Source organism: Deefgea piscis (genome assembly GCF_013284055.1).
Taxonomy (GTDB): domain Bacteria; phylum Pseudomonadota; class Gammaproteobacteria; order Burkholderiales; family Chitinibacteraceae; genus Deefgea; species Deefgea piscis.
The window spans coordinates 149,371-166,947 of record NZ_CP054143.1 but is presented as its reverse complement, the minus strand read 5'-3'; the positions used below and the strand labels follow the sequence as shown (position 1 = coordinate 166,947).

At 47.1% G+C, this 17,577-nt stretch carries 18 protein-coding genes and 5 tRNA genes; 10 read left to right on the top strand and 13 right to left on the bottom strand.

Annotated features, from left to right (window positions below):
- Positions 1-8: 8 nt before the first annotated feature.
- From HQN60_RS00870 to HQN60_RS00850, 5 genes are all read right to left on the bottom strand, one after another.
- Positions 9-84, bottom strand: a tRNA-Val gene (locus HQN60_RS00870).
- Positions 85-97: 13 nt separating this feature from the next.
- Positions 98-174: transfer RNA gene (locus HQN60_RS00865), tRNA-Asp, on the bottom strand.
- A gap of 24 nt (positions 175-198) precedes the next feature.
- Positions 199-274, bottom strand: a tRNA-Val gene (locus HQN60_RS00860).
- A gap of 25 nt (positions 275-299) precedes the next feature.
- A tRNA-Asp gene (locus HQN60_RS00855) sits at positions 300-376 on the bottom strand.
- Positions 377-443: 67 nt separating this feature from the next.
- Positions 444-519 (bottom strand) — tRNA-Val (locus HQN60_RS00850).
- Between the two features lie 383 nt (positions 520-902).
- Here HQN60_RS00850 and HQN60_RS00845 point away from each other — a divergent pair.
- Positions 903-1,220 (top strand): PilZ domain-containing protein, encoded by a 318-nt coding sequence (locus tag HQN60_RS00845; protein WP_173531915.1) that lies wholly within the window; start codon positions 903-905, stop codon positions 1,218-1,220.
- Between the two features lie 142 nt (positions 1,221-1,362).
- A complete protein-coding gene (locus tag HQN60_RS00840; RefSeq protein ID WP_173531914.1) occupies positions 1,363-2,250 on the top strand; it encodes a polysaccharide deacetylase family protein in 888 nt (295 codons plus the stop codon).
- 46 nt (positions 2,251-2,296) lie between these two features.
- Here HQN60_RS00840 and HQN60_RS00835 read toward each other — a convergent pair whose 3' ends face one another.
- From HQN60_RS00835 to HQN60_RS16330, 8 genes are all read right to left on the bottom strand, one after another.
- On the bottom strand, positions 2,297-3,229 hold the full coding sequence (locus tag HQN60_RS00835) for an exopolyphosphatase (RefSeq protein ID WP_173531913.1): 933 nt from the start codon (positions 3,227-3,229) through the stop codon (positions 2,297-2,299).
- Positions 3,230-3,258: 29 nt separating this feature from the next.
- On the bottom strand, positions 3,259-4,218 hold the full coding sequence (locus HQN60_RS00830) for an SPFH domain-containing protein (protein ID WP_173531912.1): 960 nt from the start codon (positions 4,216-4,218) through the stop codon (positions 3,259-3,261).
- A gap of 18 nt (positions 4,219-4,236) precedes the next feature.
- On the bottom strand, positions 4,237-4,662 hold the full coding sequence (locus tag HQN60_RS00825; protein WP_173531911.1) for an NfeD family protein: 426 nt from the start codon (positions 4,660-4,662) through the stop codon (positions 4,237-4,239).
- Positions 4,663-4,769: 107 nt separating this feature from the next.
- A complete protein-coding gene (serS, locus tag HQN60_RS00820; protein WP_173531910.1) occupies positions 4,770-6,059 on the bottom strand; it encodes a serine--tRNA ligase in 1,290 nt (429 codons plus the stop codon).
- Positions 6,060-6,262: 203 nt separating this feature from the next.
- Complete coding sequence (locus tag HQN60_RS00815; RefSeq protein WP_173531909.1) at positions 6,263-6,784, bottom strand: Dps family protein; 522 nt, start codon at positions 6,782-6,784, stop codon at positions 6,263-6,265.
- 317 nt (positions 6,785-7,101) lie between these two features.
- The gene (locus HQN60_RS00810) at positions 7,102-8,436 is read right to left on the bottom strand and encodes a replication-associated recombination protein A (protein ID WP_254456697.1); all 1,335 of its coding nucleotides are present in this window, start codon (positions 8,434-8,436) and stop codon (positions 7,102-7,104) included.
- On the bottom strand, positions 8,429-9,052 hold the full coding sequence (lolA, locus tag HQN60_RS00805; protein ID WP_173531907.1) for an outer membrane lipoprotein periplasmic chaperone LolA: 624 nt from the start codon (positions 9,050-9,052) through the stop codon (positions 8,429-8,431). Before lolA ends, HQN60_RS00810 begins: the two co-directional genes overlap by 8 nt.
- Positions 9,053-9,124: 72 nt before the next feature.
- On the bottom strand, positions 9,125-9,793 hold the full coding sequence (locus tag HQN60_RS16330) for an OmpA family protein (RefSeq protein WP_173531906.1): 669 nt from the start codon (positions 9,791-9,793) through the stop codon (positions 9,125-9,127).
- Positions 9,794-10,157: 364 nt separating this feature from the next.
- Between HQN60_RS16330 and gyrA the strand changes: the two genes are divergently transcribed.
- The 8 genes from gyrA to HQN60_RS00760 all read left to right on the top strand — a co-directional run bounded on the left by gyrA (position 10,158) and on the right by HQN60_RS00760 (position 17,575).
- Entirely contained in the window at positions 10,158-12,830 is a 2,673-nt protein-coding gene (gene gyrA, locus HQN60_RS00795; RefSeq protein ID WP_173531905.1) for a DNA gyrase subunit A, read from the top strand.
- 9 nt (positions 12,831-12,839) lie between these two features.
- On the top strand, positions 12,840-13,301 hold the full coding sequence (locus HQN60_RS00790) for a PaaI family thioesterase (protein ID WP_173531904.1): 462 nt from the start codon (positions 12,840-12,842) through the stop codon (positions 13,299-13,301).
- The gene (locus HQN60_RS00785; protein ID WP_173531903.1) at positions 13,301-13,717 is read left to right on the top strand and encodes a PaaI family thioesterase; all 417 of its coding nucleotides are present in this window, start codon (positions 13,301-13,303) and stop codon (positions 13,715-13,717) included. The genes HQN60_RS00790 and HQN60_RS00785 overlap by 1 nt, the downstream gene beginning before the upstream one ends.
- Before the next feature lie 174 nt (positions 13,718-13,891).
- Positions 13,892-14,977: a 3-phosphoserine/phosphohydroxythreonine transaminase gene (serC, locus tag HQN60_RS00780; protein WP_173531902.1), complete on the top strand. Its 1,086-nt coding sequence runs from the start codon at positions 13,892-13,894 to the stop codon at positions 14,975-14,977.
- Positions 14,978-14,982: 5 nt separating this feature from the next.
- Positions 14,983-15,183: a DUF6677 family protein gene (locus HQN60_RS00775; protein WP_173534544.1), complete on the top strand. Its 201-nt coding sequence runs from the start codon at positions 14,983-14,985 to the stop codon at positions 15,181-15,183.
- Between the two features lie 59 nt (positions 15,184-15,242).
- On the top strand, positions 15,243-16,316 hold the full coding sequence (pheA, locus tag HQN60_RS00770) for a prephenate dehydratase (protein WP_173531901.1): 1,074 nt from the start codon (positions 15,243-15,245) through the stop codon (positions 16,314-16,316).
- Between the two features lie 48 nt (positions 16,317-16,364).
- Positions 16,365-16,937: an LOG family protein gene (locus HQN60_RS00765; RefSeq protein WP_173531900.1), complete on the top strand. Its 573-nt coding sequence runs from the start codon at positions 16,365-16,367 to the stop codon at positions 16,935-16,937.
- Positions 16,922-17,575 (top strand): GNAT family N-acetyltransferase, encoded by a 654-nt coding sequence (locus tag HQN60_RS00760; RefSeq protein ID WP_173531899.1) that lies wholly within the window; start codon positions 16,922-16,924, stop codon positions 17,573-17,575. The genes HQN60_RS00765 and HQN60_RS00760 overlap by 16 nt, the downstream gene beginning before the upstream one ends.
- Positions 17,576-17,577 lie beyond the last annotated feature (2 nt).

The window sequence follows — 17,577 nt, the reverse complement described above, 5'->3', positions numbered from 1 at the left end:
AATAAAACTGGTGGGTCGTGACGGGGTCGAACCGCCGACATCCTGCTTGTAAGGCAGGCGCTCTACCAACTGAGCTAACGACCCATTTTGAAACTAGTGGCGGAGTGGACGGGACTCGAACCCGCGACCCCCGGCGTGACAGGCCGGTATTCTAACCAACTGAACTACCACTCCGCAGTGGTATAACTTTACTAAAACTGGTGGGTCGTGACGGGGTCGAACCGCCGACATCCTGCTTGTAAGGCAGGCGCTCTACCAACTGAGCTAACGACCCTATGTGCTACTTATTACATTTTTGTTGGCGGAGTGGACGGGACTCGAACCCGCGACCCCCGGCGTGACAGGCCGGTATTCTAACCAACTGAACTACCACTCCAACAAACTTTTGCTACCTGCTTAAAGTGTCAACATTAAGCATTCTTTCCAACGCACTTATTAAAAAGTGGTGGGTCGTGACGGGGTCGAACCGCCGACATCCTGCTTGTAAGGCAGGCGCTCTACCAACTGAGCTAACGACCCCTCGTTCGAGAGAGGCCGAATTAAATCATTTTCAGATTCGGTCGTCAACCACTTTTGTAATTAAAAATCGTTGGCTAAGTGCGATTTTATGCTTGTTTTGTTAGAAAGTGTTTATGAATCAGTTGATTAAATCGGGTTAAAAAAATTTAAAAAAGTATCAAAAAAATGGTTTTAAACCAAAAAAATGATATTGGCATTGATGGCTGTTTGTTTGAATTGTAATGATGCTCGGTGTTTGTCTTGATTTATTGGCGGTTTGCTTGGCTTGGGGGAGGGGTGTCGACTTTTTGTCTTGGTCTGATATTCGGTGCTTTGCATTTAATGGAGTGGGCTTTAAGCTGCAATAGTGACTTTAGTTGCCGTTTGACGATAAGAGCGTAAATATGAAAATTGGCCTGCGTGAACAAGATCAGCGCGTTGCTTTGCGGATGCAAGTGTGCTGCAAAGTTAAAATTCGTCCTTTGGGTTTGGGTTTGCCTTTTTATGGCGACTGTATTGATTTGAGTGTGACTGGAATGACAATACAAACAATGTATGTGCCGCGCCTAGATGAAGAATTTGATATTTTCATTATGCCGGTACAGGCTTTCGATTTACGCAATGAGCCATTTTCTGCTCGAGTTCGCGTTAAACGTAGTCATCGCGTTGCCGCGTTGCAGTTATATGAATTGGGTTTGGAGATTGTTCAGGTATACCAATAAGCTTTATTTTACTTAACCTTACTGCTGCATTTGGCTTGATTGGTGATTCAATTGCAGCAGTTTTACCCCGTCTCGTAGTACACTAGCGGCCTGTCAAGCGTGCTACTTACGCTTTGTTGCCCTTGTTTTTCTCGAATCTCAAATGAAACTGATTGCTTTAAAGATTGATGTCGATAATTTATCGGCCATGGAACGAGGCTTGCCTCGATTGCAGCAAATTTTAACTGAGCATGCGTGTGGTGCGACTTTTTTTTGGTCTTTAGGGATAGAAAAAAACGGTCGTTTTTTACTCCCAGGCAGTCGCTTAAGACGGGTTTCAGGCTCAAGTTTGCTGGCGTTGAAGCACCGCTTTGGTGTTAAGGCGCTATGTCGGGGCGCTTTATGGCCAGCCCCATCACTCATGAAAGCTGCAGCGTTGGCACGGCAAGACTTAGATTCGTTTGAGCATGCTTTACGACCACTACGCAATGATGCTTGGCAAAACGATATTAGATCACTCCCTGCGGTGATGACTGCTGAGCATTTAAAGCAGGCCTATGCACAGTTTACTCAAGGCATGAAGGGAGAGCCTGTCGCTTTTTCGGCGAAGGGCTGGCAGGCAAATAAGGCGGTGTATCGCCTTGAACAGATGATGGGCTGGCGCTTTGCTAGCGATACCCGTGGAAGTCATCCATTTTGGCCGGTTGTAAATGCTGAAACATCGCGCTGCTTACAGCTTCCGGTTACTTTGCCAATGCTCGAAGAGTTACCAAGCCATGAACGGGTTGAGTTGATTTTGGCACAAACGCAAAATGAAAGTCCTTGGGGGCATGTATATAACGCAGCGGCAGATTTTGATGGCATTCAGGCGGCGGATGATTTTATTCGTTTGCTAAAGGGCTGGATTGAGCAAGGTTATCAAGTGGTGGCGCTGGGTGATTTATACCAACAGCTTGATCAAGCATTGATTCCGTATCATGAAGTGGATTACCAGCCCTGTATTGGTCGCTATGGTGTATTGGCGACACAGGGCGCGAGATACCCAAAATAAATAATGCCGCAAGGCGGCATTATTTGGCTTAAAAGTCGGGTTTCGTTTAGCCGTCGGCGGTGATTTTTAATGCTAATTCACGCAATGCTTCATCGACTTTATTGTTTTCAATTTGGCAGGTGCCGGCATTTTCATGGCCGCCGCCACCGTGTTCAAGCATCAGCTCGCCAATATTGGTTTGTGAGGAGCGGTTGATAATGGACTTGCCAGTGGCAAAAACGGTGTTTTGTTTTTGTAGACCCCACATCACATGAATTGAAACATTGCATTGTGGATAAAGCGCATAGATCATAAAACGATTGGTGGCGTAGATGGTTTCTTCGTCACGCAAATCAAGCACGACTAAATTGTCATAAATTCGGCTACAGCGTTGAATTTGCTCTTTGGCGAGCGGGGCGTGCTCCATATACAGCTCAACGCGTTCGACAACATCTGGCAATGTAAGAATGTCTGAAATGCCATGGTGACGGCAGTACTTGATCAAATCCATCATTAATTGGTAATTGGATATCCGAAAGCTTCGAAATCGCCCTAAGCCTGTGCGCGCATCCATCAAATAATTAAGCAGCACCCAATTTTTGGGGTTTAAAATTTCATCACGGCTAAATTCAGCTGAATCGGCTTTATCCACCGCTTGCATCATTTCGTCGCTGATGTCAGCAAATCGAGTTTTACCACCGTAGTAATCAAACACGACTCGCGCAGCTGATGGTGCTTTGGCATCAATAATATGATTGTTAAGCTGGGCATCATTGCGCAGTGTTTCTGAAAAATGATGGTCAAAAGCTAAATGAGCCGCAGCAACATAGGGCAAATTGGTCGTGATGTCCCGATTGGTGATCGGGACTTTGCCATCTTGCATGTCTTTAGGATGAACAAACAAAATATCGTCAATCATCTCAAGTTCATTGAGTAGTACAGCACAAACCAGACCATCAAAGTCACTGCGGGTTACTAAACGAAATTTTTCATCAGCCATGAGTAAGCTCCTGCGTTGGTGCATTTACTTTAGTTTGTTTTTTCTTTGTTTGCAGCTTTCACGACACTCATCGCAGTAGCAACCATACCTGCGACATCAGCAGCGTTGCTAGGCAGAAGCATCGTATTGCTGGTTTTGGCGATATTGCCAAATGCAGATACGTACTGTTCGGCCACTTTTAAGTTAATGGCTTCTAGGCCGCCGGGGGACTCGATGGCTTTGGCTACGACCGAAACGGCTTCTGCTGTTGCATGCGCAACCAAACGTAGCGCTTCTGCTTCACCTGAGGCGCGATTGATTTGTGCTTGGCGCTCGCCTTCTGATTGATTGATATTGGCTTGCATATCACCTTGTGATTTTTGAATTGCAGCTTCTCTTTGCCCTGTTGCTAAGTTAATTTGTTCTTGCTTAACACCTTCTGATTGGGCGATGCGGGCGCGTTTTTCACGCTCTGCAGTAATCTGCTGTTGCATCGAATGCAAAATAGCCTGTGGCGGAGTCAGGTCTTTGATTTCGTAACGTAGTACTTTAACTCCCCAGCTGGTGGCTGCTTCGTCCAAAGCTGCGACAACGGTGCGATTAATATCGTCCCGTTCTTCAAAGGTTTTATCCATTTCAAGCTTGCCGATCACCGAGCGCAGAGTCGTTTGCGCCAGCTGGCTAATTGCCATTACAAAGTCTGACGTGCCGTAGGAGGCCATTTTTGGGTCAACGACTTGAAAGTATAAAATGCCATCTACTTGGAGTTGTGTATTGTCACGAGTAATACAAACTTGGCTGGGAATATCTAGCGGGATTTCTTTGAGGGAATGTTTGTAGGCGACACGATCTACAAACGGGATGACAAAATTTAAACCCGGGGCAAGTACTGCATGAAATCGGCCTAATCGCTCGATGATGAGTGCAGTTTGTTGTGGCACGATTTTGAATGTTTTGGCGATAAAAATAATAACGGCAATGAGCAAAATTAACGTGAATTGAAATGGCATGACGTTTCCCTTGGCTGATTAAAGTGGCTTCTTATTGGATATTTCGAGTGTTGCACCGTGTTGTGCTGTGATGTACCAATGCGCATCATCGCCGCGTTGGCAATCTTGAGCGAGAACGGCATCCCATTGGCTGCCTCGGTAGCGAACACGGGCATGATTTTCATCTTGCCAAGTTTCAATGCTGACGCGTTGGCCAATTTCCTCGTGGATGTCGCTAACTTCATTTTGTAAGTGAGTTAGTTTCCAGTGGCGAATAAAAAAGGCGCTCACCAATGCAAAGAGTGCGCTCATGCCTATTTGCAATGGCAGAGGCAATTGGAAGGCGGCCGCCGCGGCACCAGCAAGAAAACCAATGGCGATGGCGATCATATAAAAGGTACTTGAGAATATTTCTAGAGTACAGAGTACTACAGCTAGTGTAAGCCATATGCTGGTCGAGCTCATGAACAGTGCCAGATAGGTATGGTTGAGCCTACAGAGTAACGGAGCTTGGAGTAAGGTGCAAAAAAAGCGCACGTAAACGTGCGCTTTTGTGTAATACGTGAATAAGCTTAGGCGCTCAGTAGTTCGCGGCCGCCGAGGTAGGGGCGAAGCACCGTAGGTACGGTAATTGATCCATCTGCATTTTGGTAGTTCTCAAGTACGGCGACTAAAGTGCGGCCGACTGCTAGACCAGAACCATTTAAGGTATGGACTAGTTCGTTTTTGCCTTGCTCATTTTTAAAGCGTGTTTGCATCCGGCGCGCTTGAAATGCGCCCATGTTGGAGCAGCTTGAGATTTCTCTAAAGGTGTTTTGTGCGGGTAGCCAAACTTCTAGATCGTATGTTTTCTGGCTGCTAAAGCCCATATCGCCAGTGCAAAGCAATACTTTTCTGTATGGCAGTTCGAGTAGTTGCAGGATTTTTTCTGCATGACCTACGAGTTCTTCAAGGGCGTCATCAGAATGATCCGGGTGAACAATTTGTACCATTTCTACTTTGTCAAATTGGTGCTGGCGAATCAAGCCGCGTACGTCACGACCGTAAGAGCCGGCTTCTGAGCGAAAGCAAGGCGAGTGGGCGGTCAGTTTAATTGGCAGTTGCTCTGATTTGAGCATATCGCCAGCGACCGTATTGGTTAAGGTGATTTCAGAGGTTGAAATGAGGTATTGGTCGACATTGCCATCCTCATCACCACCGCGAGTGACTTTGAACATGTCTTCGGCAAATTTTGGGAGCTGACCAGTGCCAAAAAGCGCTGAATCGTTAACGATGTATGGGGTGTACATCTCTTCATAGCCATGCTCATTGCTGTGGGTATTTAGCATGAATTGCGCGAGCGCGCGATGCAGCTTAGCGACTGAGCCACGTAGTAAACTAAAGCGACTACCAGATAATTTAGCGCCGGTTTCAAAATCGAGGCCCAATGGGGCGCCTAAATCAACATGGTCTTTAATTTCGAAATTAAATGCGCGCGGCGTTCCCCAGCGGCTAACTTCAACGTTATCGGTTTCGTCTTTACCGGCGGGAACTGATTCATCGGGCAAGTTTGGGATCAATTGCAGTAAAGTATTAAGTTGTTCGGCGAGTTGGGCGAATGCTGACTCCGCGGCTTTTAGCTCGTCACCCAGGCTGGCGACTTCTGCCATGATGATACTGACGTCTTCACCTTTGGCTTTGGCTGCACCAATTTGCTTAGATGAGGCATTGCGTTTGGCTTGCAAATCTTGCATTTGAGTTTGCAAGACTTTTCGCTCATCTTCTAGTTTTTGGAATGTGCTCGCATCAAGCACGAACTTTCGTTCAGCTAAACGAGCGGTTACTGCGGCGAGGTCGGTACGTAAAAGTTGGATGTCGAGCATTTTGTTCATCACTGAAATAGGGTTAGCTGATTTTACACCAAGGCATGCTTGGCTCGAAGCCTATTGCGTGATTTTGCTATATTTACAGTGCTTGGCGGTGTGTGCGATGCCGGAATGAATTGTTTGTTATGCAATAAAAAAACGGCATCAGCTTATTGCCGATACCGCTTTTTTTATTGCATGACGATTCAACGAGGAGGGGATTAGCCTCGGCGGCTTGATTCAAATAGAAACCAAGTACGCCGTTCCGCTTGGTCAATCCATTCTTCAAGCATACTCGCGGTTGCAGTGTCGTTGTATTCATCACAAACGCTATGTGCTTCTCGCATGCGAGCGACCAGATTTTTGCTGTCGTCACAGAGTTCGGCCAGCATATCCAGTGGCTGTACATATTCAGCATCGTTATCTAGGACGCGCTGAGTACGTGCAATATGCCCAATCGAGGTGAGTGTGCGTCCACCAACTTTTCGTACGCGCTCAGCAATTGGATCCGTCATTGCATAGAGTTCGTCACCTTGCTCGTCGAGCATCAGATGACAATCACGAAAGTGTGGTCCACTCACATGCCAATGAAAATTTTTAGTTTTTAAATAAAGGGCAAAAACATCGGCCAAGATTAAGTTCATGGCCGCAGTGATGTCGCGTGTGGCATCTGCGCCAAGGTCGGTCGGTGTTGCTAATGGCGCTACTAGTGCGCGTTCACCATTGCGTTCAGCTGTGCTCATAATATTTACCTTTCACTTTCATTTTTAGAAAAGTACTGACGCAAAATTGACTATTGAGCCAGTACAAAGGATATAAAACGGCAAAACAATTAACAGTGCAATACTTACACTTTAGGTAATTTACAGCAGTAAAACAGTAGTTACTAGGCAACAATTAACAAGACCTAGGACTTGATTTTTAAAACTTGCGCTTGTTTTTGTGTTCAAAATTTAATGCGCTACTTTATTGTTTCTTGTCTATTTCTAAAATGTTATGTGCTGAGAAATATAGTCATGAATAGGCATTAAGCAAGTTTGAAAAGAGTGAATGGGTAAGTCTATGTATTGGATGGTTTTTTTACTGCCCCATTTTTTTCTAACCAGATTGCATCAAGCTCAGCAAGGTGTGCCATCTTGGTACTTATTTTTTGTTCTAGGCCCCGCGGGCTAGGCTGATAAAACTGTGTTTTTTCAAGGCCATCAGGTAGATAGGTTTCGCCTGCTGCATAGGCTTCATCCTCGTCATGTGCGTAGCGATATTCGTGGCCATGTCCAAGTTTTGCCATTAATGGGGTCGGTGCGTTTCGTAAATGCAAAGGCACTTCGCGAGACTTATCTTGTTTGACGAGTGATTTTGCTGCTTTGAAGGCGAGATAACCCGCGTTGGATTTTGGCGCAACAGCCAAATAGATGACCGCCTGAGCCAGGGCTAATTCACCCTCAGGCGAGCCTAATCTTTCATATGTTGTGGCAGCATCGTTGGCAATTTGCATCGCACGAGGGTCGGCAAGTCCGATGTCTTCCCAAGCCATGCGAACAATCCGGCGCGCTAAATATCGCGCATCCGCACCGCCATCGAGCATTCGACATAGCCAATAGAGTGCGCCGTCAGGGTTTGAACCCCTTACCGATTTATGTAAGGCTGAAATCTGATCATAAAAATGATCGCCATTTTTGTCGAAACGCCGGCTGCCGATGCTAAGCACGTCACTTAAAAATGCTGCGCTTATATCCGTTCTGTTGCTGGTGTGTGCTGCTTGGCTGGCTTGTTCAAATAAATTAAGTAAGCGTCGTCCATCGCCATCAGCAAGGTCAACTAGAACGGGAAATGCATCTGCGCTGATCGTGAGTGCAGGCGTAACGTGTGATTGGGCTCTTTCTATGAGTTGCGTGAGTTCATGCGTATTGAGCGGATTTAAAACGTAGACTTGGGCGCGAGAAAGTAATGCTGCATTGACTTCAAATGAGGGGTTTTCAGTTGTTGCACCAATAAAAGTAATCAGTCCTGACTCAACAAAGGGCAAGAATGCATCTTGCTGCGATTTATTAAAGCGGTGAACTTCGTCAACAAACAATATAGTTTGACGATTGATTTTCTGGTTTCGTTCTGCTTCGTCCATTGCCAAGCGGATGTCTTTTACACCTGAAAAAACAGCCGATAGTGCAATGAGTTCGCAATCGAAGGCATCAGCCAGTAAACGAGCTAAGGTGGTTTTTCCGACTCCAGGGGGGCCCCAAAAAATCATTGAGTGCGCTTTTCCTCCTGCGAGCGCAAGCGCAAGGGGTTTGCCTGGTGCAAGTAAATGTTGTTGCCCAACAATTGCGTCAATTGACTTGGGTCGCAATACTTCAGCAAGGGGTTGTATCGGTTTGCGGGTAAAAAGATCACTCACGAATGATATCGCTCCCGTTGGGTGGGATGAAATTAAACTGTTTGCTGTCGATGGCTTGGTTTCGAATGATTTGCTTGAGCTGTATTTTAGTCGTTTGACCAAAATGATCATCTAATTCTAAAAGATTGAGATTGCTGTCGCTAAAGCCAATCCGAATTCGAGCAAAACTACTGTCATTTTGCTTCGGGATTAATTCAATCCAATCTAGCCCCGCACGGCTAGGTAAGTTTTTGATATTGAAATTGGTTTCAAGTTTGTTGTCGCCTGCCAAAATTGCTGCAGGGCTTGCCTCAAGGGCTTTACTTACTGGTTTTATGGTGACTTGTGCCAAGTCGGCATCGTAGAGCCAAACTTGTTTACCATCGCTGATGATTTCTTGTGGGTAGGGCTTTTCATAGGTCCAGCGAAACTTACCTGGACGAAGTAAGCTAAGTTGCCCATTTGAAGTTTGGGTTTTATTGTTTTTAGAGATTACTTCTTGAGTAAAGCGAGCGTTTAGTGACATTGTACCGCTGAGGTATTGTTGTATTTTAGATACGTTATCAGCAAAAGCAGGCTTTGATGTAAGAAGTAGAGTGATTGTTCCTACAAAAACGAGCTGAAGTAGTTTGTTCATTATCGAGTCGCTTATCCGTTTGAAAAATAAAAAAGCCCCGCCGAGGCGGGGCTTAGTATTACTGAATGCTAATTACTTAACAACAACTTGAGTGCCGGTAATTTCAACAACTACGCGACGATCTGGTGCCAAGCACTCGATCAATTTAGCGCGATTTTTTTGTTGGCAAGTGTCGCCAGTTACTGGGTCAGCTTTACCTTTACCGATTGCAGTTACTTTGTCTGCAGGAGCGCCTTTGCTCAACAGGTAGTCACGTACAGTGTTGGCACGTTTTTCAGATAGAACCATGTTGTATTTGTCTGAGCCGATGCGGTCAGTGTAACCAACTACAGTCGCAGTGCCATCTTTAGGATCCATTGCTTGAACTTCAGTAAACAGCGCATCCAATGCATCTTTACCAGCTGGTTTCAACGTAGATTTGTTGAAATCAAACAAGTAATCAGCTTTCAATTCGAATGTTTTAGTTGTTTTAACTGGAGCTGGAACAACTGGAGCAACAACAGCTTTAGGTGCAACTGGAGCTACGTAACCTTGGCAACCTTTAACACTCTTAGCTGCTTCAGCAGTCCAAGAGCCAGTTTGTACACAAGTACCATCAGAAATCTTTACGGCGCCTTCTGGATTTGCTTCAGAAACGTTGGTGCTGTTAGTTACGTAGATTTCAGTAGCAGCTTGAGCGCCAGCGGCAGCAAATGCAGCAACGATAGCGAATGATGTCAGAGTTTGCTTGATTGTCAGCATGTGGATTCCCCGTTTATAAAATCAAAAATGAATATAACTTACTATTGGCTATAGTAAACCATAATACTGTACCAGTACCTATTCTACTGTCTTAGGTAATTTTGACGCAAATAAAAAGCTTGCGGCGCCGCAATCTTAAGGATTTTGTAATATTGCACAGTGCAATACTGCATCATTTACGCAAAAATTGGATCACAGGCATCCACGTGGTAAACTTGATCCTAACTATAGAATAGTTAAACGTGACTAGTCAGTGTTTATTTGTAACGAAGTTTCCAAAAGACAGTTAAAATTTCGCCACACTGAATTCAGATTTAGTGTTGGCTTTGATAGTCCCTACGTTTTTCACTAACCGGCCTTATCAATGCACGAACAATTCAGCTTTGCCAAAGAAACGATCCCCGTCAGCCTCGAAGAGGAAATGCGTCATTCCTATCTCGATTACGCCATGAGCGTTATCGTAGGACGAGCGCTGCCTGATGTACGCGATGGTTTAAAACCCGTTCACCGTCGTATTTTATTTGCGATGCACGAAAGCAGTAATGTGTGGAATCGCCCTTACGTTAAATGTGCTCGCGTGATTGGTGATGTGTTGGGTAAATATCACCCACACGGCGATTCTGCTGCCTATGAAGCATTGGTGCGGATGGCGCAAGGCTTCTCCTTGCGATACACCTTGATTGATGGTCAGGGTAACTTCGGTTCGATTGATGGAGACCGCGCGGCGGCCTATCGTTATACCGAGTGTCGTTTGCAAAAAATATCGAGTGAACTTTTGGCCGATATCGATAAAGAAACTGTCGATTTCACGCCAAATTATGATGAAAAAGAACTTGAACCAACGGTTCTTCCTACGCGCATTCCTAATTTATTAGTGAATGGCTCGTCAGGGATTGCGGTGGGGATGGCGACCAATATTCCGCCGCACAATATCAATGAAGTGATCGATGCCAGTCTGGCCTTACTCGACAATAGTGAGCTTACAATTGATGAGTTAATTGATTACATTCCAGCGCCAGACTTCCCAACCGCCGGTATTATTTACGGCATTCATGGCGTTCGTGAAGGCTATCGCACTGGTCGTGGCCGCGTCGTGATGCGCGCTCGGACCCATTTTGAAGAGTGTGGTAAAAATGGTGATCGACAAGCCATTATCGTCGATGAGCTGCCGTACCAAGTGAATAAAGCCCGTTTACTCGAGCGTATCGCCGAATTGGTTCGCGAAAAAACCATCGAAGGGATTTCTGACCTGCGTGACGAGTCAGACAAATCGGGTATGCGAGTCGCGATTGAGCTCAAACGCGGTGAAATGGCCGATGTGGTGCTCAATAACCTCTACAAGCATACTCAACTGCAAGATAGCTTTGGTATCAATATGGTGGCGCTGGTTGATGGTCAACCGCGCTTGTTGAACTTAAAGCAAGTTTTGGAGTGCTTCTTAAAGCATCGCCGAGAAGTAGTGACTCGCCGTACCGTGTTTGAACTGCGTAAAGCGCGTGATCGCGGTCATGTGCTTGAAGGTTTAGCAGTGGCTTTGTCAAATGTTGACGAAATCATCGCGATGATTAAAGCCGCGCCGACGCCAGCGGAAGCCAAAACCGGCTTGATGAGCCGCGTTTGGAAATCGGGCTTAGTCGGTGAAATGCTGGCACGTGCTGATGCCAATGCATCACGCCCAGAAGGCCTACTCGATTGCTTTGGTTTGTCTGATGACGGTTACCGCCTTTCTGATGTGCAAGCGCAAGCGATTTTGGAGCTGCGTTTACAGCGTTTAACTGGGCTTGAGCAAGACAAAATCATTTCTGAATACAAAGAAGTGGTTGAAAAAATCCTTGATTTACTCGACATCTTGGCGCGCTCAGAACGGGTGACTGAAATCATTCGCAATGAAATGCTGGAAGTCAAAACCAATTATGGCGATGCCCGTCGCTCTGAAATTATCGCGCATGGCGAAGATATCTGTCTTGAAGACTTAATTACCCCGCAAGACATGGTGGTGACGTTGACGCATGGCGGCTATATGAAAGCCACTGCGGTCGATGAATATCGCTCACAAAAACGCGGTGGTCGTGGCAAGCAAGCGGCAGCAACGAAAGACGATGATTTTATTGACAGTCTATTTGTTGCCAATACGCATGATTATATCTTGTGCTTTAGCTCACGCGGTCGAGTGTATTGGCTCAAGGTCTATGAATTACCACAAGGCGGTCGTACTAGTCGTGGCAAGCCGATTGTGAACTTGTTGCCGCTGGAAGAAGGCGAAAAAATCAACGCCATCTTGCCGGTAAAAGAATTCGCAGAAGATCAATATATCTTTATGGCAACGGCTGATGGTACGGTGAAGAAAACCTCTTTGGCTGACTTCTCTCGTCCGAAACGTAATGGCATTATTGCCATCAACCTGGATGAAGGTAACTACTTGGTTGGTGTTGCGCTTACGCACGGTGAAGATCAAGTGATGTTGTTCTCTGATGCCGGTAAATCAGTCCGCTTTGCCGAAGGTGATGTTCGTGCCATGGGTCGAACTGCCGCCGGTGTGCGCGGGATGCGATTGGCTGAAGGACAAAAAGTTATTTCACTGTTGGTTGCCAATTCAGACGAGCAAATGGTGTTGACGGCCAGTGATGGTGGTTACGGTAAACGCACTCCGGTGGGCGACTTCCGCCATACCAGCCGAGGTACGCAAGGCGTGATTGCGATGGACTTGACCGACAAAACCGGTTTGAAACTGGTTGCCGCAAGTCTGGTTGAAGAATCTGACGACGTGATGTTGATTACCACCGGTGGCGTGTTGATTCGAACGAAGGTCAATCAAATTCGTGAAACGGGCCGCTCGGCACAAGGCGTTCGTTTGATTAATTTGGATGAAGGTGAGCATTTATCTGGCTTAGAAAAAGTCGCCGAAGTGGATGAGCCAGAAGGTGAAGAATCTGAGTTGATTGAAGAAGGTGCTGACGCAATTGAAGGCATCGCAGCAGATGCCGCAGTGGCACCAACCGATGTAGTCGATATTGATCCAGCAACCCCTAGCGAATAAAGGCCAGCGATGAACGGACTGTGGTTACCTGTTGCAGTACCTGAGTTTTTTGACCAAGTTGCGCCATGGTTTATGGCGTTACCGCATTGCAAAACATTAGGCTTGGAATTGGTTACCGCAGGACGCGGTAAAGTAACGCTGAAATTGCCATTTAAAGACACGCTGATCGGCAACCCCGAAACGCGAGTTTTGCATGGTGGTGTGGTCACTTCTTTGATTGATACCGCCAGTGGCATCTCGCTGTATACCTTGCTCGATCAACCCGAGGCCGCAGCAACGCTCGATTTACGTATCGATTACCTGCGGCCAGCTAAGCCTGATTTACCACTGTATTGCACTGCAGAATGCTATCGCCTGACTGAGTCGATTGCATTCATGCGCGCAACGGCGTATCAGGCCGATCCTGATAAGCCGATTGCGCATTCTGTATCTACTTTTGCGCGTATGGCAATCACCAAGGAGTCTGCATAATGGCTGAGGGTATTGCTTGCTTCGCTAGTCTAAATAAAGCCTTGGACCAAATACCCTATGCCAAATTGCTAGGGATTCAAGCCATTGAAAAAAATGGACAGCCTGAATTTTATCTTCCCTTTGTTGAACACAATATTGGCAATGTGCTATTGCCTGCCATTCATGGTGGTGTCATTGGTGGTTTTTTAGAAAACGCCGCGGTACTCCATTTAATGTGGGCGCAAGAAAGCGATGGCATTCCCCGTGTTATTGACTTTTCGATTGATTATTTGCGCTCGGCCAAAGCGTTGGATTTACACGCGCGTTGCGAGATTGTTCGCCAAGGTAAACGGGTTGCCAATGTATTAATGACGGCATGGCAAGAAGATGAGTCCAAACCCGTCGCTACGGCGCGTGCGCATTTCTTGTTGAGCTAATCGGCTAACACTCACCACGAGTCTTTTCAAAAATCAGCGCAAAATATCTTGGTGTGCTTATTTGGGCTGGCAGCAGAATACAAAACCGCGATGGTACGTAAATGAAGTGACTTGGTTTTGCATCGCTTTGGCTGGCCTTAATCATTTCGTTATTCATGTTTTAAGAGAATGCCCATGACTCAAGTGTTTAATTTTTCCTCAGGTCCTGCGGTTTTACCGCATGAAGTGCTACTGCAAGTCCAAGCCGAAATGCTCGATTGGCATGGCTCGGGCATGAGCGTGATGGAAATGAGCCATCGCGGGCCTGAATTTGGGCAAATTTTGGCCGAAGCTGAGGCTGATTTGCGAACGCTGATGGCGATTCCTGACAACTACAAAGTGTTGTTTTTGCAAGGCGGGGCGCATTTGCAATTTGCCATGTTGCCGCTCAATTTTGCCCCTGTCGGCAGTACGGTCGATTTTGTAAATACTGGGCATTGGTCGAAAGTGGCGATTAAAGAAGTGAGCCGCTACGCCAACGTGAATATTGTCGCCAGCAGTGAAGATAAAAACTTTAGCTATGTGCCAGATGAATCGACTTGGCAACGCACGCCAGACGCCGCATTTTTGCATTACTGCAGCAATGAAACCATCGGTGGCGTGGAGTTCAACCACATTCCGCAAGCCAATGGCGTCCCGCTGATTTGTGATATGTCGAGCAATATTTTGTCGCGGCCGGTGGATGTGAGCCAGTTCGGTATGATTTATGCTGGCGCGCAAAAAAACATGGGTCCATCGGGTGTGGCAGTGAGTATTGTTCGGAGCGACTTACTGGGTAAGGCGCGCAGCGATACACCGACGATGCTTAATTATAAATCGTATGCCGATAACGGCTCGATGTACAACACGCCACCGTCGTTTGGGATTTACGTGGCGGGCTTGGTCTACAAGCACGTGTTGCAGCAGGGTGGTGTGGCGGCGATGGAAGCAAAAAACATCGAAAAAGCCAATGTGATTTACGCTGCGATTGATGCCTCCAATGGCTTCTACCATTGCCCAACGGCATTGGCTGATCGCTCGCGAATGAATATTCCGTTTACTTTGGCCGACCAACAACTTGATCAAGCCTTCCTCGCAGGGGCCGAAGCGCGGCATTTATTGCAGCTGAAAGGGCATCGCTCGGTGGGCGGTATGCGTGCTTCGATTTATAACGCCATGCCATTGGCCGGTTGCCAAGCGTTGGCCGATTATATGAATGAATTTGCAAAGATGAAGGGTTAATTGTGATGGCAGGTCCAGGTTCTGGCGGTAATGTACTTGCCGCACTCGCTAGTTTTTTTATTCCCGGCTTAGGTCAACTTTTACAAGGTCGACTACTAAAAGCCGCGCTGATGTTTGTAGCAGCGGCGATACTTTGGTTTATTTTGCTCGGTTGGATTATTCATTTATGGTCGATTATCGACGCCGCACGCTTTAAACCTGAATAAAACGCCAGCTAAAGCGCGGTGCGCTGAAGGCTTTAAATCACTCTTACTGAGCTTTAGACATGTCAGATCATTTGTTAAAACAACACCGTGATGCAATTGATGCGATTGATCAGCAAATTCTTGCTTTGATTAATCAACGTGCCCAGCACGCCCGCACGATAGGCGAAATTAAAGGCAGCGGCGTGGTGTATCGCCCTGAGCGCGAAGCACAAGTGCTGACGCGCATTAAAGAAACCAATCCGGGGCCGTTGTCGGGTGAAACCTGTGCGCGCTTATTCCGTGAAATTATGTCGGCGTGTTTGGCACTTGAGCGTCCATTGACCATCGCCTTTTTGGGGCCAGAGGGTACATTTACTCAAGCGGCGGCGATTAAGCATTTTGGCCATGCGGCATCCACCTTGGCATGCGCTTCAATTGATGAAGCATTTCGCGTGGTTGAAGCGCGCGGCGCGGATTATGTGGTGGCGCCAGTGGAAAACTCCACCGAAGGTGCCGTCGGCCGTACGCTGGATTTAATGGTGACTACGCCACTGCAAATTTGCGGTGAAGTGGTGCTACGGATTCATCATCATTTCTTGCGGCAAACGCCTGATATGCTGGGGATTAAGCGGGTGTATTCGCACGCACAAAGCTTGGCGCAATGCCATGAGTGGCTTAATAAACATCTGGGCGATGAGGTTGAGCGTATTTCGGTGGCCAGCAATGCCGAAGGTGCCCGTTTAGCCAGTCTTGACCCAAGCAGCGCCGCAATTGCCGGTGATTCAGCGGCAGAGAAATTTTCCCTGAATAAACTCGCGGTCAATATTGAAGACGAGCCAAATAACACCACCCGATTCTTGGTGCTGGGTTATCAGCAAGCCGCGCGCTCGGGTAAAGACAAAACATCGTTGGTGATTTCAGCGCCGAATCGCCCTGGTGCTTTGCATACCTTGGTGGAGCCACTAGCCAGAAATGGTGTATCGATGAGTAAGTTTGAATCACGACCAAGTCGCACTGGGCTGTGGGAATATGTGTTTTTTGCCGATGTGGATGGCTTTATCGATGATGTGCCATTGCAAGCGGCGTTAAAAGATTTGCAAGACGTAGCGGCATTTGTGAAAGTCTTGGGCTCGTATCCTCAAGCTGTCATTTAATAGTGCTAGCGTGATCGCGTCGTTAATTTAAAAAGTACAGGCAAAGCAATGAAATCAGTCGTGGTATTTTGTGGTGCACGCTTTGGCACGAAAGAAGTCTATCGTCACCAAGCGCAACATCTGGGTCGCGGCTTGGCCGAACGTGGCTTAACCTTAGTGTATGGCGGCGGTCATGTTGGCTTAATGGGCGCTGTCGCTGAGGCGTGTTTAGATGCCGGTGGTCAGGTGATTGGCGTGATTCCGCAGTTTATGGTTGAACGAGAACTGGGGTATGGCGCGTGTAGCCAATTAGAAGTTGTCGATTCGATGCATACCCGCAAGGCGCGGATGGCGGAGTTGGCTGATGGCTTTATTGCCATGCCGGGCGGATTTGGTACGTTTGATGAGTTATTTGAGATTTTAACTTGGGGGCAAATCGGTCTGCACGAAAAACCTGTTGGTCTACTCAACACCGCGAATTATTTTGCGCCATTGCAAGCGATGGTGGCGCAGGCGGTGGAAGAGGGCTTTGTGAGCGGCAGCGATGCGGCTCAATTGCTGTGCGCCAATGATCCCATCGAGCTGATCGAGTTATTGCAAAGCAAACCTTCTCGTCGCGCAGGTGAATGGTGGAAAACTTAACTCTTGCTTTACCCAGTGATGCCAAGCGGGCTGCGGCACTGATTTATCAATCAGACGCGCCATTTTATGATTATTGGTTTGCTTTGCCGCCTGAATTGGTGGTGCTTAATTTAGCGCAGCTTTGGCAGGCCGAAACCGGCAGTTACAGCTATCGCAATGCGCAAGTGTTGCGCAATAGCGACGATGAACTGATCGCTTTGGTGTTTCATTATTCCGCCGGCTTTGGCGCGCAATTGCAAGTCAGTGATGCATTTGAAATCGGCGCTTTAGCTCTCGATTTGCAGATTTTGCAGGATCGCCAATCGCAGCTGGATTTTTTATTCCCGCACGTGCCTAAAAATGCTTGGTATTTGCGCACCATCGCAGTTCATCCTGATTATCGTCGCCAGCATTTAGGCGAACGGATGTTGGCGCAGGTTTGTCTCGCTGCGCGCCAAGCCGGTTATTTTAGCCTGCATGTTGATGTTGATAGCGCCAATACGGCGGCGGTGCGTTTTTATCAGCGCTATGGCTTTGAAGTATTGGTTGAATCGACAGTACAGCGCTTGGCGATGTTTAAGCTGCCAGCGAGCTTTCGAATGACAAAAAAATTAAACCTCGGCCATGAACTTGCCACGGCTGATAGCTTGAACGACTAAGG